Genomic DNA, 18460 nt, shown 5'->3' with positions numbered 1-18460 from the left:
CAATTGTTCCTCTTTTTACTATTGACAAAAAAATACGGAAATTGACTCCTTCATTAAATGAAGCGAAGTCAATTTCCGTATTTTGTTTATCTCAACAGCCCCAAGCTTCCTGTCAGCCGCGCGACTTTTTTCTTATCGCCGCAAACGCCGATTCCAAAATAGCGGTAATCGGAAGCTGCGGTGCTTTGAAATGTTTCAATAAATTCTTCATATGTATGAATGCCTTGCGCGACATCGGTGAAATCGACAGTCAGAATATCGTTGAATTCGTCGGTCAACAGCTTTTGTCTTAATTGATGAAGCAGCTCGGCGTTGCCTTTTAAAATGGGGATTGGAAGTTTGACGATACCCAAATGGTCGATTCCCGAGCCGTCCGTTACATGTTCTCCGAGCAGGCCGGGGTTGTTTTTGCCGAGTGCAGCCCCCAGGATTGCAGCTGTATTGGCAATTAGCCCGAGCGGCAGGCTTTCATCGATGATCAATGCGCATTTTGTCTCTTCTATCAAATTTGTTCCTCCTTCAGCTGCGGTTTTGGTTTTGTTTCAGAAATATAAAGACCGGCCAATGTGAGCGCTCCTCCGCAAAAAGCAACCCATGTCAGTTTTTCTTGCAGAATGACGACGGATGCGGCAATGGTGATGACGGGTACCATATAGATATAAGCGCTCGTTTTTACCGCCCCAAGCACACCGACCGACCAGTTCCATGTCACAAAGCAAAGCGCAGAAGCGCCCGCACCTAAGAACAGGATATTCAGCCAATTGGCGGGGGAGGCGAAAGGGCTGGCGTCGAAGCGGAAATCAAACAGGAACAGAGCGGGAACCATGAATAGCAAGCCGTACAGAAAGATCCGCTGTGTGCATTGGATTGTATGATAACCGAATGTGCTGATTTTTTTCATCAAAATCGCATATGCCGCCCAGACGAATGCAGAGGCAGCAGCAAGAATGTCGCCGAGCGGATTCAGCTTGAGCATCATTTGTCCGTTAAAGAAAATGAGCGCAAGTCCTGTAAAAGCGGCGGCGAATCCAATGAAGAAACGGGGCTCCAGCTTTTCGCCCGAAAGGAAAAAATGCGCCAATACCGCGGTGATCATCGGAATAACTGCGACGATCATGCCGGCGTTTGAGGCGTAGGTAAGGGTAAGCGCGATGTTTTCCAACAGAAAATAAAGCGTCACCCCGCATAAACCTGCTCCCGCAAACAGCGCTTCCTGCCTCCAGCTCCGGAATGTCAGCACATGCGGATGCACCATAATCAGCACGATCAATCCGATGAGAAACCGGTAAAACAATATATCTACGGGCGCAAAATCCTCGAGCAGCACCTTTGTCGAGACAAAAGTGGTACCCCAGATGATGATCGTGATAACAGCTGCGAGGTGTCCGGCGGTTTCGCGTCTTGTCTTCATCCTTTGATCTCCTGCCTGTCATATTCAAAGATTTTCATATATTGTTTCGGCGTCAGCCCGACCTGCCGCTTGAAAAATTTCGTCATATGGCTCTGATCGCTGAAGCCTGTTTGGAAAGCGGCATTGATTGGTTTTACGCCTTCTTCCAACAGCTTTTTCGCATGATTGATACGGACGGTTTCCAAGTAGCTGTAGGGGGAAATTCCTTTCTGCTTCGTAAACGACCGCAGGAGGTGATACTTGCTCCAGCCTGCCAGCTTGCTTAAATGTTCAAGCGTAATGTTTTCCTGGTAATGGGATTCCAAATAACCGCACACCGCTTTGACTTCGTCGGACGGTTCAGGCGCATTTTCGAGAAACGCAACATCAGAATACGTCCGAATCAACTCCTCGAGGAGGTTGAGAAAAAGCTCCTCTTTTTTCAAGGCTTTTTCTTTCTGCAATATTTGAATGTGAAGCTCCTTCAAGCTGGCGTTCAGCTCATGACGGAACAAGACATTTTCCGTGAAATATGGGAGGCTGTCGGTTCCGGTGATCTCCTTCACAAATTTTCTCATAACGTCAGGCATCACATTTATGCAGCGATAATCGAGCGCCTTTCCGTCAATCTGCTCGCAACTGTGCGTGTCATAAGGATTGAAAAGCACGAGGTCGCCCTGATTAATGATGTATTCTTCTCCTTTGCAAAGCAAATAGCGCTGCCCCTTCTCAATAAAACCAATCACAAAGTACTCGTGAAAGTGATTCGGAAACTTCTGCATAATGCCTTTAAAGCGGTAGGCTTCAACATTTAGATCAGGGTCGAGGAAAAGCGTGCGGGTTTCATTTCGCATGTTGGCCTCCTTGGTGTGATGATGTTTAAGTTTATCATGTTTTTGAGAAATTTCTTGTATGATGTTGCTTAATGAAAAAATCGTATTTTTTGTGAAAAGAATGAGCAATTTGAAGCTGTCGTGGAATGGAATCACAATGGTGAAGATCATAAGGAGAGTGTTAAACTGACAGCAATTACAGGGTCATAAAAATTGAACCATTGTAACTTTTAGTGTAATATTACACTAAAAAGAACATCGGAGGTTCCTCCATGGATAAAGAATACATAACCGAACTCATTTCATCCAAGTTAAGATTAATCCGTGCGGAAAGCGGCTATACGCAGGAGAAAATGGCGAACGTGCTCGGGATGTCGAAGAAAACGCTCGTGCAAATTGAAAAGGGCAGGTCGGCAGCGGGGTGGGCGCATGTTGTCGCGGTATGCGCGCTTTTTCGGAACAGTGAGGTGCTGCAGGCCGTGCTCGGGGATGAGCCCCTTGAGGTGGTGGAGACTGTCACTCACCGAAGCATCGACAGACCAAAAGGGAAGACGCTCGGCGGAAAAGTGTGGTGGCGGGACATTGAGAAAAAAGGCGAGTTTCGCCTTCAGCAAAACTTGATTTCTCACCATTACCGCATTTTGGATTCGTATGACGACCTATGGTTCAGCACCTTTGAAAAACAGGATGCTGTGGCGCGTTTGGACGAGCTGTTCAATGAACAGGATGGGGTGGAATGAAGAAAAAGTTAAGTCCTCTGAATTTGCTGGTCTTCATTCCTACAAGATAAGACATAGTGAAAAACACTTCGTGTCTCGTCTGTGGAATCGGAGTTGAGAACAGTTTTCCACCCGCTTTATTTTCACTCCAGCACATCATCAAGCAGCTTCCACATCAGCTCCCTCCGGTTTCCTGCGCCCGTCTTCAAAAAAATCGATTTCAAGTGGTCTTGAACGGTGTAAGCCGATATATGCAATTCGTCTCCGATGGCTTTTGTTGAAAGTCCGCGGATGACCCGGTACACAATGTCTTTTTCCCGGTCGGACAGGCTGTAGGCTTCTGCTATCAGCGGTATGGTTTCTGCCGGTGAAGCAGGCTCGAATGAAACGGCGATCTGGCCTGATGGACCAAAGCCGTCTAAACGACTCGCTTTAATGGATAGGCAGGAATGACCCGGAATCGAGATGACCGTTTTTGCCGGATCGGCAGTTTCAGCCGCTGCCCGCGTGCAGACGGCCCGGACAGGTCTCGGCACGGCATCGCTGCCGATCCTTTCCCAGCCGCGCAAGATATTTAGCCAATGGAGGGCCGCTCGATTGCATGACAAGGGCTGCAGGTCTTCCGACAAAATCAGAATGCCTCCGACATGTTTCATGTGAAACACGTCTTTTTTTGACAGGTGGTGTCTGAATTGCTGAAGGTGCCGGCCGATAAGCGGTGCGAGTGAAGCGAGTAAGCTCTTATCCTTTTCTGTAAATAGCGGCTGTCCTCTTTTCCTCAACAGGGTAAGGTATCCCCGGCACTCCCCCTTGCTGAGCAGAACGGCGCGCAATTCATCTTCATAGCCTGCAGGCCCAAGAATGTTGCTGTAGCGTTTGCTTTGCCGGAAGTCTCCTTTGACCGATTCACTTAATATAGCCGCTGTCTGTCGTGTCTGAATTAAGGCTTCGAATCGATTCACATCCTCCTGCGTGTACTCAAGCTCGAATAATTGCGGATGGATCGCTTCAATTTGATCGTCTGTGACGGCTCCGATGGACAGTAAGGTCTTGGGGTCTACAGCCGTGCAGCATGATGCATCAAACGGAATCGCCTGTTTTAATGCAGACAGCATGGCTTCGATATATTGGGGCGAAGAACGGGTTGTGCGCTGCAGTTCGTTCAGTATGTCTTTTAACGGCCGGTTCATGTCGGTCCTCCTCTTTAAAAATCCCAGGTTTAAGGGATGGTGGTTTGTTGAAACTCCTTTATAATTGAGAACAATTCTTAATTAATTTTACTAAAAGGAGAACGGCTTGTCGTGAACATGGACTGGAATCATCCTGATGTCTATCAATACGAAAAGAAAATCCCTTTAAAAATCCCATGCTATGAAATGCTCTACGATATGATGGATCGCTTGTTGACGGTCCGGTTTTCTGAAGATGCGGCTAATGTGATGGTCGTCGGGGCCGGAGGTGGGCAGGAGCTCGTGACGCTTGCAAAAAGACACCCGAATTGGTCATTTACAGGAGTCGATCCGTCTGCCAGCATGCTCGGTTTGGCGAGAAAAAGGCTGGAGCTCGCCGGAATTCAGCCTCAAGCCGATCTGATTGAAGGAGAAGTACATCAGCTTGAGTGCGGATTTCAATATGATGCTGCGACATGCATGCTTGTGCTTCACTTTGTCCGCCATAAGCTTGAATTTTTGCAGCAGATCGCCTCAAGATTAGCGGATGGCGCTCCGTTTTTCATTGCAGCCATTCAAGGCGACATGACGTCAGAGGCATTCAAGTGGCAGATGTGTGCCTGGAAGGAGCATATGCTGGCAGGCGGGATTTCTGAACAGGAATGGGAGAGCTTTTCCGCTTCAATCGGCAGCCGCTCTCATCCGGTGCCGGCTTCAGAGGTGGAGGATCTGCTCGGCAAAGCAGGCTTTACAAACGCAACGAGATTTTTCAGCGCTTATGTAATCGACGGCTGGTTTGCTGTGAAAGGAGGCGGCAAACAATGAAGAAACATATTGTCGTGATCGGCGGGTACGGTCATGTCGGCGCCCAAATCTGCCGGAGTCTCGGGGAAAAATATCCGGGCCGTGTGTATGCTGCCGGAAGAAACCTGGATCACGCCGAGCGTTTTAGTCAGGAAACGGGCGGCCAAGTGAAGCCGATGCGTTTCAACAGAGATGCACCGGCTGACTGGGATTGGCTCAAGACGACGAAGCTGGTGATCGTGTGCATCGATCAGGAAAACACTGAGTTGGCAGAGGCTTGTCTGGCGAGCGGCACGGATTATATCGACATTACGGCGAACGGTTCATTTTTGGCTCAGCTTGAACAGCTGAATGACGAAGCATGCCGCGGCACGGGATTATTAAGCGTCGGCCTGGCTCCGGGGCTTACCAATTTACTTGCGCAGAAAGCCGCCCAGGCTCTCGATGAAACGAGCCGGATTGATATTGCGATCATGCTCGGTTTAGGTGACAGCCACGGAAAAGCGGCGATCGAGTGGACAGTTGACCATCTGAATACGGTGTATGATGTGAAAGAAAATGGACGCTTGATGGAAGTCAGCAGTTTTACAGACGGCCGGCGGACAAACTTCGGCGGGCGATTGGGGGGCCGGACAGCGTACCGGTTTCCTTTTTCCGATCAGGTGACATTGCCAGGCACATTAGCCGTCCCTTCTGTTTCTACCCGGCTTTGCTTTGATTCAAGGCCTGCCACCGCACTGATTGCGGCCATGCAAAAAATCGGCGCAGTCAAGCTCTTAAACAATAAGGGAATTCGAAATCTGGCGGTCCGTATGCTGGGGGTGCTCAACATCGGATCAGCGCAATACGCGGTAAAGGTGGATGCTGAAGGATTGAAAAACGGCCGGAGCACCGGGACAGGCATCGCGCTGTTCGGCGAAAATGAATCATTCATTACCGCACAGACAGCCGCTGCAGCCGCGTCAGCTTTGTATACCGGAAGCTTTCCACACGGAATATTTCATTTGGAACAGCTGTTTGAGCTTGAATGGGAAGGAAGAGAGTCTTGCTTAATTCAGAAAGAAACCGGTGACCGGTTTGTGATATCGTTTGACATCTTGTTAGAAAGTGAGATGATAAATATTAGAAAATAATAGAAGGAGTGGGAAATATGCAGCCTGAAGATATTGTCAGAAGCGGTCCGAACCAGTACGTTTGCAGAGAGGGGATCGCGAAAGAACTGCCGTCATTTGCGAATGCATTCGAACGGCCCGTCATCATTACTGGAGTCAAATCGTTTAAAGCTTTTACGAGTTATACGACGCCTCCAAACGATTGGAAAGTCGTTCAGCATACGGGCTGCAGTTCCCTAAATAAGATTAAAAAAGCAGCAGAAGCAGCAGAATCGGCAGATGTCATCATCGGGATAGGCGGGGGAACCGTCTTAGATACGGCGAAGGCAGCCGCCGATTTGTTGAACATTGAAGTCATGATGATTCCGACGATCCCGGGAACATGCGCGGCAAGCACGCCGTTAAGCGTGATCTATGATGATGACGGCAACTTTTCGGGCGTCCAATACCATAAGCGCTCAAGCTATTTGACGCTGGTCGATCCGCTGCTTCTCCTTTCTTCGCCGGTCGCTTATGTGAAAAGCGGAATCGGTGATACGCTTGCGAAATGGTATGAGGCCGAAGCGATCATCAGAAATACGGCCGATTCGCTTTCCATCATGGTTCAGACAGGGCTGAGGCAGTCTGTCTATATTCGGGATATTTTGTTGACAGAAAGTCTGAAAGCCATAGAAAGTCTTGAAAAAGGCGAAACCTCCTCATCTTTCGCACATGTCCTCGAAGCGGTTATCGCGCTGGCTGGCACAGTAGGTGGATATGCGGGACGCTATGGCAGAATGGCCGGAGCCCATGCAATCCACAACGGCTTAACGTTCATCCCCGAAACCCATCGTGTGCTGCACGGCCAAAAGGTAGCCTACGGGATACTCGTGCAGCTTGCTTTAGAAGGACGGACAGATGAAATTGCCGAACTGATTCCCTTTTATGAAGGGCTCGGTTTTCCGAAAAGACTTAGCGATTTAGGCATTTTAGAAAACGTTGAAGAGGCAAAACGGACCGTTGCCGCTCATGCCGTGCGTCCGGATGAATCTTTATGTCTGATGGGATCTTTTCATGAAGCTGATGTGATGGCGGCGATAGAGTCGCTTGAATAAACCTGATAAATAAAACGAGTCAGCCATCCTGTAACGGATGGCTGACTTTGTTAAATTTCCACTTTCACATCGGCGCTTTTTTTCAGTTTTTCAACCTGCTGTCCGAGTTTTTCCTGTCTTTTTTGCTGTTTGAGCATGTCTTGGATTTGTTTCTTGACATCGTCAAACGCAGGTGTGTTTTTCTGTCCGCTGTCTTTTTGCTGTGCGGCAAATTGATCATAGTAATCTTTGATTTCTTTGTCTGTGACCTGATCTGCCGGCAGTTCTTTGTCAATATATTTTTCTGTTTTGATATTGTCGGCAATGTCACTTTTCAGCGTGTTCATGTTTAAGCCGGCTTTCTTGACAGCTTCCTCAAAATCTTGTTCATTTTTATACTGCTTTTTGCTTTCGTCCAGCTGTTTTTCAATTTCTTTCTCAGATGCTTTGTAGCCTTTTTTGTCCGCTTCTTGGGTAATTAAAGCCTGTCCGACCAGGCTGTCGATGGCCTGCTTTTTGATTTGCTGTGCCGCATCTTTTGAAGTCGGATCCTGTCCTGTTTGCTGATACTGCATTTGTGCGGTTGATAATACGCTGTTATAGTCCTTGCCTGTGATCTTTTCATCGTTAACGACAGCCACTGTTTTTGTATCATCGACTTTTTGCTGATCAAGCTTTTTCTGCATGGCTTTCATTTGCTTTTCTTGATCCTGCTGCCCGCTTTGGGCTGTTTTTTCTTGATTGTTTGCCTTGGATTGCTGATCATCATGATTTGAAGTGCAGGCGCCCAATACGACAGCCAATAATCCAATCATGAGAGATGATATGCCTTTTTTCATAATATATCTCCTTTCTTCAAACAGAAGTGATTCTTAAAATGACCTTTAGTGGGCATTCTAAACGATCGTCTCTGAAAAAGAAACCATTTGGAATCAATTTTCCAAAATGTAATCGAATTGAAAGGAGATCGTAATGTGATGGCCGAGTTCCGGTTTACTTGATATGTTTCGGATCAAAGCCGTAGACTTCGAAGTCCTTCGCAAAAATCTCCTGCACCAGCTCTTTTGTTTCGTCATTGTAAAAGCTCTCAAAAGTCGGTAACACCCAGTCGAAGGATGACATGGTGAAAACGGTGTCCGCGAATTTTCCTTTTTTGAGCATAGTATCGGAAAGATGGTGCGGTGATTTCGACAGCTGTGATATCGGAGATTTCAATAATTTGTATTTGTTTTCAATCTCTCTGATTTGCGCGCTGAATTGCTCGAGGTAAATATAATTGGTAACAAACTCTTCTTCTCCTTCGAGATACTGAGGACCAAGGTGCCGGTCAATGGCGCTGATTTCCGGCCCCAAATCTTTTAAATAATGCAAGAATTGGGTGAAAGACAGCCCTGTATTCATGTCACTGTTGAACAGACAGATAAAATTCGGGGAGCAAATTGCCGCCAGAAAGGAACTGACTGCTCTCCGGAAAGGGTTGCGCACAAGCTTGTAAGTGTCCTTTTTTCCCTCTTTTAATTCTGCCAGAAGATCCTTCACATAATCCGGCTGCTGCGTATAGATCGTATTTCTGTAGTGATGAACCTCCCCCGCGCATCTTCGGCCAACATCTTCAAGCAGTCCGTTTTGGAAAAAGAACCAGCGATTCAGCGTCGTGCAGCCGCTTTTTGGAATCCAGAACAGAATGATCGGAAAATCTTTCGCAAAAAGAGGGGTATAAAGGTAAATCAAGCGATTCAGTCTCTCATCTTCAAACATGCAGAACACATCCACTTCTTTCTTTGTTTTGGTCCGCCTGAGACAGCGGTTGCCTTTATACACAAAGTATGCCGTCACCAATGAATTGATAGGGCGATAATATGAATATATTTCAAAATGATAAGATCTGGCAGACGGTTCCTTATTGAACCATATATAGAAAAATAAGTTTATGCTTTAAAACAATCTTATGATACTAGAGCATGCCTGTACAGTTTATATTTAATGGAACTTTCTGTTTCACTGCATGCTCCGCCTGAGGTAACATGAAAATGAGAAATGCCTGGGAGCGTTCTGAAAGGTCAGATGCTCAAGGAAAATGGAATAAAGGGAGGGTCGCTCATGCAGATTCGCATGACTGAATATCACGTTCCCGACCCCGAGTCGGGTCCGTACGGGATCGCCGTATGTGCAAACGGGCGCATTTGGTTTACTGAACAAAAGGGAAACCGGATCGGTATGCTCACAGAGTCTGGAGATATTACCGAATATACGATTCCGACGAAGAGCGCAGGCGCCTCGATTATTACTCCCGGGATTAGCGGTGAGCTATGGTTTACGGAGTATAAAGCGGGGAAAATCGGAAAAATGACGCCTCAAGGGGAAATAACTGAGTATGCCCTTCCTCCAGGTACTGCCCCGTTTGGGATCACCGTAGGCTGTGACGATGCCATGTGGTATACCGATATGGCCGGACATCAAATCGGCAGGCTGTCATCTTCAGGCGAAATCACTGAATATAAACTGCCCAAACCGGGAGCCTTCCCGTCATTTATTACAAGGGGAGCAGACGATGCACTCTGGTTTACACAAAATCAAAGCGGCTCCATCGGGCGAATAACGGCAGATGGAGACATCAGCGAGTATCCGCTTCCTGGAGAACAATCCGGACCGGTCGGAATCACTGCAGGCCCGGACGGAGCTTTGTGGTTTACAGAAATAAACGAAAATCAAATTGGGAGAATTGCGGTCTCAGGGAAGATCAGCGAATACCCGCTTCCGACAGCCAATGCCCGCCCGCACGCGATTACCGCCGGCGGCGATGGTGCCCTGTGGTTTACGGAATGGGGTGCGGGTCAAATCGGCCGCATTACAGTCAACGGGGATATTACGGAATATCCAATTCCGACGGCCGAGTCTGAACCGCACGGGATAGCGGCCGGACCAGCCCAATCGATCTGGTTTGCAGAAGAGTGCGGCCGTATTGGGAAAATCTCTATTCTTGATTAAAAAACGTCCAGTTTGCTGGACGTTTTTTTATATATTATTCCGTTCTCGTTTCCATTCTGCGGTTGGGAGAGCCAAGGCCTTTATTCATCAAGTAAAAATGGAAAATGTATTCACCGATTGCCATAGCGACTGCTGCAAAAAACGCGGCCAATGCAGCGGTGTTTGCAGCCGTTCCCATCGCAAGAGCCATCAGCCAAACGACAAGAAAAGCGACGCCTAAATCGGCTAAAGTGGCTGTGATGTTATTGGTCTTCGGCAAAATAAACAAATCACCCAGCAAATAGGATACCGCGCCAAGAACAATTGTGATGAAGAGGGTGTTTTCAAAACTGAAACTAAACCCGAGCCCGAGAACAAGGTACAGTATCACAATTGTCATGATGCCTTTAATGGCAAGGGCTTTCACATGTTCCATAACAATTCGCTCCTTTATACGAGATTTTAGTTTTTCTTTTCCTCGTATTCAGAAAACGAAACATGCAAACTTGCTTTTTTAACGGGCTCAGACATTTTTCCGCCATTCTTTCTGTTTCTTGCATAGTAGATGATATAGCATAACGCCATAAATGGAACACCGCAAAAAAGGGCGATTCTTTGGTTCGGATCAAAGGCAATGCCGATGCAGGATGCCAGACATAATAGAAAAGCGGCAATCGGTACTGCCGGATAAAACGGTGTCCGGTATTTTAAGCCGTCTGCGGTGTTTCCTTCAGCCAAAAAGCGTCTGCGGAACATGAACTGCGAGGCTGCAATGCTCATCCAGACGGCAACAACGGCAAAGCCTGAAATTGATACAAGAACGATATAGACGGAATCAGGTGCAAAAACACTGGAGAGCAGCGACAGAATGCCGCCGATCATACTGAAAATCAGCGCGTTCAACGGAATTCCCCGTGAAGTCAGCTTTTGAAAAACGGGGTGTAACGTTTTTTCTTTTGACAGTGACCAGAGCATCCGGGAGCAAGCATATAAGCCTGAGTTGGCCGCGGAAAGCAGAGCCGTCAGAATCACAAAATTCATAATGTCGGCCGCGTATGGAACACCGATACGGTCAAAAACGACGACGAACGGGCTTTTGATCACACCGGCTTCTTTGACCGGAATGAGGCATGAGAGCACGAAAATCGTTCCGATGAAGAAAAGCACCAGTCTCCAGAGTGTTGTCTTGATCGCTTTTGGAATGTTCTTTTCCGGTTCGGCGCTTTCTCCGGCGGCAATCCCGATCAGCTCCGTACCCGAAAACGCAAAATTCACGGAGAGCATCGCCATAAAAATTGGAAGGAAACCGTTCGGAAAGAGCCCGCCTTCTCCTGCAAAGTTTGAAAGAAGCGGTGCGGAATCTGTATTTTGTAGCGGGATGATGCCGAATATCGCCGCTCCGCCTAAAATAATAAACAATATAATGGCAAGTACTTTAATGCTCGAAAACCAAAATTCGGACTCGGCAAAAAATCTCACTGAGACAGCATTGAACACGAAAATCAGTGCAGCGAAAACCGCGCTCCACATCCACACCGAAGTATCGGGGAACCAGCGCTGCATTAATAACCCGGCAGCGGTAAATTCCGAACCCAGCGCGACAGCCCAGGTCAGCCAGTAAAGCCAGGCGACGGTGAATCCGGTGCCCGGCCCGATGAATTTGGAGGCATACATATGAAACGATCCGGTGACAGGCATGGCGACCGATAATTCGCCGAGGCAGAGCATGACAAGGTAGACAATCAGAGCCCCGACTAAGTAGGCTAAAATCGTTCCGGCAGGACCCGCCTGTGAGATCGTATAGCCGGAACTTAAGAAAAGACCCGTGCCGATAACGCCTCCCAAGGAGAGCATGATCAGGTGTCTCGTTTGCATTTTTCTTTGAAAGTTCTGACGATTGTTGTTTGACTGTTCCATCATATCTCCAGCTTTCTCGCCCAGTCGGCGACGGCTTTTATGTCTTCAGGTGTTGTTCTGCAGCAGCCGCCGATCAGCTGTGCTCCTTGGTTGTACCAGCTGCGGGCGCTTTCTCCGAAGGAAGCTTTGCATGCCGCACCATGCCATGTTTTTGTCTCCGGATCATACTGTTCACCGGAATTCGGATAGACGATAATCGGTTTAGCTGTATGCTTTTTGATGCCGCCAATGAGCGAAGAGACATGCTCCAGCCGCGTACAGTTTACGCCAACTGCCGCAACCTGGTCATGCTGATCGAGCCATTTCGCGCATTCGCCGGCTTTCGTGCCGTCGCTGATATGACGTCCGTCTTTAGCGCTGAAACTGATCCACGCATGTGTGTCAGGGAATTCTTTCAATAAATGAACGATTGCTTTTGCTTCTGAAAGGCACGGTATTGTTTCACAGGCTAACATATCGGCGCCTGCATCGATTAAAGCGGCCATTCGCTGCCTGTGAAAATCGGCCAATTCGTCTTCTGTGACGTCATAATCCCCCCGATATTCGGAACCATCCGCTAAAAAAGCGCCGTAAGGGCCTACTGAAGCGGCTACAAACGGTTTGGGCCGGCCTTTGCGGTTTTCCGGAACCGCCCAAAATTCATCGCGTGCTTCTACAGCAAGACGTACAGACTCCCGGATAAGGTGGAGCGCTTCTTGTTCACTGAGGCCGCGTTTTGTGAAACCTTCAACCGTCGACTGATAGCTGGCTGTCATCGCGCAATCGGCGCCCACACGGAAATAATCCAGATGCACTTGTTTGATAAGCTCGGGGTTTTCGATGAGCATTTTTGCAGACCACAGGCTGTCGTTCAAATCACAGCCGTACCGTTCAAGCTCGGTGGCCATCGCGCCGTCAAGTGTGATGATAGGAAATTGTTCTAAAATCGATTGGATCGGATTGGTCATCTCATTGTTGAGGATCTGTCGTTTGAGACCCCGGCCTCCTTTTTTAGAGTTTTTAAAAATATATGAAAAATAGTTTAAAAGACTTCAGTAGCTTTTGTCAATCTACCAAAAATCAGTTTTTACTAGTAGCTTTTGTCGTTTTCTATTTAGGGTAAAACGGTACGTCTCCGCATATTTTTTTTAAAAAAGACTGATAAGGGGTATTGGATGGATGAAAAAACTGATTATCAATGCTGATGATTTTGGATATTCAAGAGGCGTGAACTATGGAATTATTGATGCCTATAAGCTGGGGATTTTAACATCAGCGACGTTCATGACAAATATGCCGGGCGCAGGTCATGCGGCGCGGCTGGCTCGCGAATCGCCCGGGCTCGGGATCGGCGTACATTTGGTGCTGACCTGCGGAAGACCGCTTTTGTCTGACCACCGGACGATCGTCGATGCAAAGGGGAATTTTCGCAATCTCGCATTTTATCAAGGTGCTTTTACAATTGATACTGATGAAGTATACCGAGAGTGGAAAGCGCAGATTGAAACATGCATCAACATGGGCTTGGAACCCGATCATTTGGACAGCCACCATCACATCAACGCTTCCCCGGGCATCTCAGACGCATTTTTGACGCTCGCCAAAGAGTATCGTTTGCCTGTCAGGCGCAATATGGAGAGTGCTGTGATCACGGAAAAAGGAGTGAAAACAACAGACTCTTTTTCACCTGTCCTCGAAGCGGCTTTAAAGGATGAAGAAGCCGTCTCTGAACTGTTTGAAGAGCATGATACCGTGGAGGTCATGACCCACCCGGCATACCTCGATAAGGAGCTTTTGACGAACTCTTCTTATAATTATCCGAGAGTCGATGAACTTGAATTTTTAACCGATCCGGACGTTGTCATCCGTTTGAATAAGCTTACTGATGTCCAGCTCGTATCATTTAGGAATTTGACATAAGGAGAATGCCGGAATGAAACATATTTTTCAGCTGCTGGGAAAGTCTTTGCTGATTCCGATTACCGTTCTTCCGATCGCCGGCCTGCTGCTGCGTCTTTCTGCGGAAGATATGCTGAATATACCGCTTTTTCAAGCGTCAGGCGTGATATTGAACAATATGGATGTCCTGATCGCAATCGGCATCGCCATGGGCTTTGCCCGTTCAAAAGATAAAGGAATTCCTGCGCTGACAGGATATTTAGCGATAACCGTATTAAAAGAGGGGCTCGGCATCTTGAATCCTGATCTTGATATGAGCGTCTTCGGCGGGGTGCTCGCCGGCCTGATGGCGGCTTTCATTTATAACCGGTTTCAACATACGAAACTGCCAAGCATGTTTTCATTTTTTGGCGGAGAGAAGTTTCCGATTACGATGATCGTATTGGTGACGATTCCGGTGGCAGGCTTTTTTTCAATCGTCTGGCCTTATGCAGAAGCGGCGATCGACACTTTTAGCCAGTCGCTTGTAGGTCTTGGCGCTTTCGGGGTGTTTGTATTCGGATTTCTGAATCGGTTTTTGCTGCCGTTCGGCCTTCACCATGTCATGAATACGTATATTTATTTTGGGCTTGGGCGCTATGAGACGGCATCCGGCGAAGCGGTGACAGGGGAAATTACGCGGTTTTTGAATGGAGACCCGACAGCCGGCTACTTTCTCGGCGGCTTTTTTATCACGATGATGTTTGGCATTCCGGCGATCGCTTTGGCAATCGCGCATGCAGCCAGAACGAGAAAAAAGGAAACGAAAGCGCTCATGTCTTCAGGAGCAGCCACATCACTGATCACCGGGATTACGGAACCAGTTGAATTCACGTTTTTATTTACTTCGCCTTTATTGTACTTTCTTCACTCGGTCTATACGGGACTTGCCGGAGCGGCGCTCTGTTTGCTTGGGATTCGTCACGGCTTCTCATGGGGAGCAGGCGCAATCGATTATTTGCTGAACCTTAATTTATCAGACGGCGGATTATGGATCATACCCGTCGGCCTTGCCTTTTTTGCTCTCTATTATGTTACGTTTTACTTTGTGATTATAAAGCGAAACATTCCGGTGATCGGAAGGGAACAGGAAACACCTGAAGGAAACCGGCTGCATCAGTCTATGGCTGAAGGCATTCTTAAGCATATCGGCGGCCGTGAGAATGTCGTGACTTGCGAAAACTGTATAACCCGTTTGCGAATGAAATTAAAAGACACGTCCTTTGCGGATGAAGCGCAATTAAAGCAATTAGGAGCGCACGGTGTGGTCAAAATTGACCAGCATCATATCCAGATTGTGATCGGAACGGATGCTGGGAATGTGAAAAAAGATTTGCAGAACTTAATCGGGGAGACTCCGCCGGATTAAAAACTGGAGTTGATTGTCCCGTACCTTTTGGAAAAATCACGAGTCTGCGAAAAATAAGCTTGCACCTCCAGCAGCGTGAGGCGTTATGATAGGAATAAATCGTCAGTTGGAGGGGATTTTTATGGAAAATGACGGATATTATTCAATCGGTGTTTTTTCAGAAATGACAGGGACATCCATTCGGACGCTCCATTATTACGATGAAATCGGCCTGTTGAAGCCTGAAAAACAGCCGGGAACAGGCCACCGTTTCTACACAGACAGAGATGCGAGAGAGTTGCAGAAAATCACATGTTTTAAGTTTCTCGGGTACAGTCTTGAACAAATTCGCGCTTTCATGAAGGATGCATGCTTTGATGCCGGTCTGATTGAGGCGCTGCAGGAGCAGAAAAAGGTGCTGGAGGAGAAAAAGGAACATATTGAAACAGGGCTGAAAGCGATAAACAGGACAATCGGTCTTCTGGAGGAGGAAGAGGAAATCGACAGTTCTGTTTTCATGAGCCTGCTGAACAGCATCCAGACTGAGAAGGAGCAGCGCATATGGCTTGAACAGCAGGTGTCCAAACGTTTTGCCGATGATGTATTCGGCAAATCAGAAGATGAGATGGCCAAATTGGATCAAGAGTATGTTCGTTTATCTAAGGAAGCCAAGCGGCTCATGGGAAAACCGGTTGATGACCCCGAAGTGCAGGAAATGGCGGACCGATATATGAAGACGAGTTTGGAATTTGTCGGAGAGGGCGTGCTGTCGGCTTTAGGACAGATGGAGACAATCGAATCGCAGCAGCTGGCAGAGAAGTTTTCTTCACCTTTTACAAAAGAAGAGGATGAGTGGCTGCAGCAGGTGTTCGAATATTACATGATTCACAACGATTTCTGTCCCGAAAACGGCCGATGAAAAAATCCGCCGGAGCTTTTAATGCAAAAGCTCCGGCTCAATTTTCGCCGTTTCATTATCAAGCGAAACATGCAGTTGATGGTTTTGATTAACAGAAGCGAAAAAGATTTCATCCATTCGTTCAAGCCCTTTCTTCTTCAGCTGGTTTTTGAGCCAGTTTTCCGTTACATTCAATTGGTGAAGGACAGATGTGTACACTTTCCCTTCAATGATGACCGGATATGAAAATTCGCCGCCGCTTTTTTGAATCCCCATATCTTCAGCCGTGACTTCCATTTTATTTGGCTTTTTGTATACCGTTAAATTTCCATTCGCCTCTATAAACGCCATTTCTACGTCGCTGACATTGAAAACATCTTTTTCACGAAGCATTTGCAGAACATTATCCACCGAATATCTGATTCGTTTTAAATTGCCGACAATAAACGTTCCATTTTTGATGACGATGGTCGGTTCAAATGTAATCAGACGTCCGAGTGTTCTGTTTTTGATCATGATTTTTGAAGCGAGTCTTTGCAATAGGGCAATCGCAACCACCGCAGCGGCGGTATGCAAATGTTCAATCCTCGGATCGGCTATGTCAGCTCCGACGACAGCCCCCAATGTAATAATGATTAAAAAATCAAATACAGGCATTTCGCCGATTGAGCGTTTTCCCATTAGCAATGTAACAGCCAATAAAAGGGGAAGGATGGTGATGATTCGTCCGTAGACAACCAAAATTTCTTTCATAGTTTCCATTTTCTCGCTTCCTTTTTATACGCTTTTGCCAATTCAAGATTGACGGCCGTCATTTTCGAGTTGAGGTCATGATATGGATAAGAATCGCTTATTTCAGGAAGCCGGTTGGCATCCTCCTGGTTTGAAATCACACGACCCGCCGAAACAAACCGTTTTGGGGGAATTGTAACACCGATTACTGTTGCTCCCGGTTCGATCACCGTATTCTCTTGGATATAGGCATCAAAAACAAGGCTTTGCATTCCGACAAAAACATTGTTGTCAATTCGTACGGGGCCGTGAATTTGACATTGCGGGGCGAGTGATACTTTCTCGCCTATGTAAATGGAATACGATTCACGATCCTTAAAAACGGATTGTTCAGTAACAGGGTTGTTGTATTCATAGTTTTTCATACCGTGCAAGACAACTCCGTCCTGGATATTGCAATCATGGCCGATGTAGATTTTTAATCCCGTGTCTCCTCTGATCGAAGAGAAAGGCCCGATGAAAACGTTTCGCCCGATGACCACACTGCCGATGACCGAGGCGAAATGATGGATGTATGAGGACGCATCAATATCCGGAATATCAGCTTCTTGATTAAATGACGCGGTAATATTGGGGCTGACATTGTCTTGGATCAGCAGCTTTTCAAGAAACTTCCCGGCGAGTGACGAAACCGTTAACCCGAGGATGAGTTTGTTGCTTAATTTCATATGACCTGCCTCCTTTATTCAGGTAGTCTGTCTAAAAAACGGGATAATATTTATGGGCGGCGGTCTGAAACTAAAAAAGAGGATATGGGGAGATAACGGCTAATAAAGCAATGGAATAGGTTTTAGGAAGCGTTCAAGACGATTACCATTTTCATCTCTAAAAAAACAAAGGAAATGATTCATTTAGAGGAGGAAATTTACGGTCAGCTTGCCTTGGATGACTCCTCGACTTATTTTAAGGGAGGTTGAAACTTTGAATCTATCTTTGGCAGTTGCATTAGTTATATCTGTGTTTTTAAATATATTTCAGCTGGCACAACTCAAATCCAATAACCGTAAAAACGCAAACTGGAATGAGAGGACAAAAAGGCCGCTCAATCCCTTTACTTCCATTCTTTGGACTTATTTCGCCATTATCATTCTTTTGATGTTGGCTGCATTAGTAACCGTCATCATACAGCTTAACGAATAATATTAGCGCTTCTCTTCTGTTGCCGGCTTTTTATTATTGCCACAGTCATAACGAAAAATGCGCAGAAATTGCAAGGAGAAAAAACGATGAAAACGGGATCGCTCGCTTTGACACACACGGAAACGATTGCCCCGAAGGGATCTATTTAAAATGAAGAGACGTTCGAATTTGAAACTCAAAAAAGATGGGCAAATCGTAAAGCATGCGGTAGAAAATCATAAGGAAGAGACAAATACCGCAGCTCCTCCTGCCAAAAAGGATAGAGACATTGGACATGTCAAAAAAAACAGGAGGCAACCCGCTGCCGAATACAGGAAATAATCGCCTGTACCGTGCTTTACTCATTGGACCCATCCTTCTTATTATCGGACTTGCTATGTT

The 18460-nt window shown here is 46.9% G+C and carries 20 protein-coding genes; 9 read left to right on the top strand and 11 right to left on the bottom strand.

Translation table 11 applies throughout. The features are described from left to right. Positions 1 to 86: 86 nt before the first annotated feature. From ACH97_RS06105 to ACH97_RS06095, 3 genes are read right to left on the bottom strand one after another with little or no spacing between them, the layout of a single operon-like run. Positions 87 to 506, bottom strand: a complete 420-nt coding sequence (locus ACH97_RS06105; RefSeq protein ID WP_020449964.1) for a DUF2000 domain-containing protein — start codon at positions 504 to 506, stop codon at positions 87 to 89. After that, complete coding sequence (locus ACH97_RS06100; protein ID WP_020449965.1) at positions 503 to 1411, bottom strand: DMT family transporter; 909 nt, start codon at positions 1409 to 1411, stop codon at positions 503 to 505. Before ACH97_RS06100 ends, ACH97_RS06105 begins: the two co-directional genes overlap by 4 nt. Beyond that, positions 1408 to 2244: an AraC family ligand binding domain-containing protein gene (locus ACH97_RS06095; protein WP_020449966.1), complete on the bottom strand. Its 837-nt coding sequence runs from the start codon at positions 2242 to 2244 to the stop codon at positions 1408 to 1410. The genes ACH97_RS06100 and ACH97_RS06095 overlap by 4 nt, the downstream gene beginning before the upstream one ends. Positions 2245 to 2495: 251 nt before the next feature. On the opposite strand from ACH97_RS06095, the gene ACH97_RS06090 reads away from it, so the two are divergent. Continuing rightward, positions 2496 to 2963, top strand: coding sequence for a helix-turn-helix domain-containing protein (locus ACH97_RS06090; protein WP_020449967.1), 468 nt, complete (start codon positions 2496 to 2498; stop codon positions 2961 to 2963). 122 nt (positions 2964 to 3085) lie between these two features. On the opposite strand, the gene ACH97_RS23960 is transcribed toward ACH97_RS06090, so the two are convergent. After that, entirely contained in the window at positions 3086 to 4132 is a 1047-nt protein-coding gene (locus tag ACH97_RS23960; protein ID WP_020449968.1) for a helix-turn-helix transcriptional regulator, read from the bottom strand. Positions 4133 to 4249: 117 nt separating this feature from the next. On the opposite strand from ACH97_RS23960, the gene ACH97_RS06080 reads away from it, so the two are divergent. From ACH97_RS06080 to ACH97_RS06070, 3 genes are read left to right on the top strand one after another with little or no spacing between them, the layout of a single operon-like run. Next, positions 4250 to 4936 carry a class I SAM-dependent methyltransferase gene (locus ACH97_RS06080; RefSeq protein ID WP_043054537.1) on the top strand — a complete coding sequence of 229 codons (687 nt, stop codon included), beginning with the start codon at positions 4250 to 4252 and terminating at the stop codon, positions 4934 to 4936. After that, on the top strand, positions 4933 to 6048 hold the full coding sequence (locus ACH97_RS06075) for a saccharopine dehydrogenase family protein (RefSeq protein ID WP_020449970.1): 1116 nt from the start codon (positions 4933 to 4935) through the stop codon (positions 6046 to 6048). The genes ACH97_RS06080 and ACH97_RS06075 overlap by 4 nt, the downstream gene beginning before the upstream one ends. A 17-nt stretch (positions 6049 to 6065) precedes the next feature. After that, the gene (locus tag ACH97_RS06070; RefSeq protein WP_020449971.1) at positions 6066 to 7121 is read left to right on the top strand and encodes an iron-containing alcohol dehydrogenase family protein; all 1056 of its coding nucleotides are present in this window, start codon (positions 6066 to 6068) and stop codon (positions 7119 to 7121) included. A 50-nt stretch (positions 7122 to 7171) separates the two neighbouring features. Here ACH97_RS06070 and ACH97_RS06065 read toward each other — a convergent pair whose 3' ends face one another. Both ACH97_RS06065 and ACH97_RS06060 read right to left on the bottom strand, forming a co-directional pair. Then, on the bottom strand, positions 7172 to 7939 hold the full coding sequence (locus tag ACH97_RS06065) for a SurA N-terminal domain-containing protein (RefSeq protein WP_020449972.1): 768 nt from the start codon (positions 7937 to 7939) through the stop codon (positions 7172 to 7174). Between the two features lie 154 nt (positions 7940 to 8093). Next, a complete protein-coding gene (locus tag ACH97_RS06060) occupies positions 8094 to 8858 on the bottom strand; it encodes a sulfotransferase family 2 domain-containing protein (RefSeq protein WP_020449973.1) in 765 nt (254 codons plus the stop codon). 342 nt (positions 8859 to 9200) lie between these two features. Here ACH97_RS06060 and ACH97_RS06055 point away from each other — a divergent pair, with 342 nt between their 5' ends. Then, complete coding sequence (locus ACH97_RS06055; protein WP_020449974.1) at positions 9201 to 10088, top strand: Vgb family protein; 888 nt, start codon at positions 9201 to 9203, stop codon at positions 10086 to 10088. 34 nt (positions 10089 to 10122) lie between these two features. Here ACH97_RS06055 and ACH97_RS06050 read toward each other — a convergent pair whose 3' ends face one another. Genes ACH97_RS06050 through mmuM form a run of 3 tightly spaced genes read right to left on the bottom strand, consistent with a single transcriptional unit; the run spans position 10123 to position 12931 of the window. Then, positions 10123 to 10503: a DUF2512 family protein gene (locus ACH97_RS06050; protein ID WP_003178548.1), complete on the bottom strand. Its 381-nt coding sequence runs from the start codon at positions 10501 to 10503 to the stop codon at positions 10123 to 10125. Positions 10504 to 10529: 26 nt separating this feature from the next. Beyond that, entirely contained in the window at positions 10530 to 11984 is a 1455-nt protein-coding gene (mmuP, locus tag ACH97_RS06045) for an S-methylmethionine permease (protein WP_020449975.1), read from the bottom strand. Next, positions 11984 to 12931 (bottom strand): homocysteine S-methyltransferase, encoded by a 948-nt coding sequence (gene mmuM / locus ACH97_RS06040; RefSeq protein ID WP_020449976.1) that lies wholly within the window; start codon positions 12929 to 12931, stop codon positions 11984 to 11986. The genes mmuP and mmuM overlap by 1 nt, the downstream gene beginning before the upstream one ends. Before the next feature lie 211 nt (positions 12932 to 13142). Between mmuM and chbG the strand changes: the two genes are divergently transcribed. The 3 genes from chbG (at position 13143) to ACH97_RS06025 (ending at position 16168) form a co-directional block, all read left to right on the top strand. Beyond that, complete coding sequence (gene chbG / locus ACH97_RS06035) at positions 13143 to 13883, top strand: chitin disaccharide deacetylase (RefSeq protein WP_039073139.1); 741 nt, start codon at positions 13143 to 13145, stop codon at positions 13881 to 13883. Positions 13884 to 13896: 13 nt separating this feature from the next. Continuing rightward, positions 13897 to 15270 carry a PTS transporter subunit EIIC gene (locus tag ACH97_RS06030; RefSeq protein ID WP_020449978.1) on the top strand — a complete coding sequence of 458 codons (1374 nt, stop codon included), beginning with the start codon at positions 13897 to 13899 and terminating at the stop codon, positions 15268 to 15270. Between the two features lie 121 nt (positions 15271 to 15391). Next, positions 15392 to 16168, top strand: coding sequence for a MerR family transcriptional regulator (locus tag ACH97_RS06025; RefSeq protein WP_020449979.1), 777 nt, complete (start codon positions 15392 to 15394; stop codon positions 16166 to 16168). Between the two features lie 18 nt (positions 16169 to 16186). On the opposite strand, the gene ACH97_RS06020 is transcribed toward ACH97_RS06025, so the two are convergent. Then, positions 16187 to 16909 (bottom strand): DUF421 domain-containing protein, encoded by a 723-nt coding sequence (locus tag ACH97_RS06020; protein ID WP_020449980.1) that lies wholly within the window; start codon positions 16907 to 16909, stop codon positions 16187 to 16189. Further along, complete coding sequence (locus tag ACH97_RS06015; RefSeq protein ID WP_020449981.1) at positions 16897 to 17607, bottom strand: gamma carbonic anhydrase family protein; 711 nt, start codon at positions 17605 to 17607, stop codon at positions 16897 to 16899. Before ACH97_RS06015 ends, ACH97_RS06020 begins: the two co-directional genes overlap by 13 nt. Positions 17608 to 17860: 253 nt before the next feature. On the opposite strand from ACH97_RS06015, the gene ACH97_RS06010 reads away from it, so the two are divergent. Next, the gene (locus tag ACH97_RS06010; RefSeq protein WP_125897644.1) at positions 17861 to 18079 is read left to right on the top strand and encodes a hypothetical protein; all 219 of its coding nucleotides are present in this window, start codon (positions 17861 to 17863) and stop codon (positions 18077 to 18079) included. The last annotated feature ends 381 nt before the right edge of the window (positions 18080 to 18460 follow it).

Origin of the sequence: Bacillus paralicheniformis (genome assembly GCF_001042485.2) — a bacterium.
Lineage (GTDB): Bacteria > Bacillota > Bacilli > Bacillales > Bacillaceae > Bacillus > Bacillus paralicheniformis.
The sequence above is the reverse complement of the archived record's forward strand: the minus strand, read 5'-3'. Positions and strand labels throughout refer to the sequence as shown.

Bases quoted from the DNA above. Each gene is read 5' to 3' on its own strand.
- mmuM (WP_020449976.1), bottom strand. From the start codon at position 12,931: ATGACCAATCCGATCCAATCGATTTTAGAACAATTTCCTATCATCACA.
- ACH97_RS06065 (WP_020449972.1), bottom strand. From the start codon at position 7,939: ATGAAAAAAGGCATATCATCTCTCATGATTGGATTATTGGCTGTCGTA.
- ACH97_RS06025 (WP_020449979.1), top strand. From the start codon at position 15,392: ATGGAAAATGACGGATATTATTCAATCGGTGTTTTTTCAGAAATGACA.
- ACH97_RS06030 (WP_020449978.1), top strand. From the start codon at position 13,897: ATGAAACATATTTTTCAGCTGCTGGGAAAGTCTTTGCTGATTCCGATT.
- ACH97_RS06020 (WP_020449980.1), bottom strand. From the start codon at position 16,909: ATGGAAACTATGAAAGAAATTTTGGTTGTCTACGGACGAATCATCACC.
- ACH97_RS06090 (WP_020449967.1), top strand. From the start codon at position 2,496: ATGGATAAAGAATACATAACCGAACTCATTTCATCCAAGTTAAGATTA.
- ACH97_RS06055 (WP_020449974.1), top strand. From the start codon at position 9,201: ATGCAGATTCGCATGACTGAATATCACGTTCCCGACCCCGAGTCGGGT.
- ACH97_RS06050 (WP_003178548.1), bottom strand. From the start codon at position 10,503: ATGGAACATGTGAAAGCCCTTGCCATTAAAGGCATCATGACAATTGTG.
- ACH97_RS23960 (WP_020449968.1), bottom strand. From the start codon at position 4,132: ATGAACCGGCCGTTAAAAGACATACTGAACGAACTGCAGCGCACAACC.
- ACH97_RS06100 (WP_020449965.1), bottom strand. From the start codon at position 1,411: ATGAAGACAAGACGCGAAACCGCCGGACACCTCGCAGCTGTTATCACG.
- ACH97_RS06070 (WP_020449971.1), top strand. From the start codon at position 6,066: ATGCAGCCTGAAGATATTGTCAGAAGCGGTCCGAACCAGTACGTTTGC.
- ACH97_RS06075 (WP_020449970.1), top strand. From the start codon at position 4,933: ATGAAGAAACATATTGTCGTGATCGGCGGGTACGGTCATGTCGGCGCC.
- chbG (WP_039073139.1), top strand. From the start codon at position 13,143: ATGAAAAAACTGATTATCAATGCTGATGATTTTGGATATTCAAGAGGC.
- ACH97_RS06015 (WP_020449981.1), bottom strand. From the start codon at position 17,607: ATGAAATTAAGCAACAAACTCATCCTCGGGTTAACGGTTTCGTCACTC.
- mmuP (WP_020449975.1), bottom strand. From the start codon at position 11,984: ATGGAACAGTCAAACAACAATCGTCAGAACTTTCAAAGAAAAATGCAA.
- ACH97_RS06095 (WP_020449966.1), bottom strand. From the start codon at position 2,244: ATGCGAAATGAAACCCGCACGCTTTTCCTCGACCCTGATCTAAATGTT.
- ACH97_RS06060 (WP_020449973.1), bottom strand. From the start codon at position 8,858: ATGTTTGAAGATGAGAGACTGAATCGCTTGATTTACCTTTATACCCCT.
- ACH97_RS06080 (WP_043054537.1), top strand. From the start codon at position 4,250: ATGGACTGGAATCATCCTGATGTCTATCAATACGAAAAGAAAATCCCT.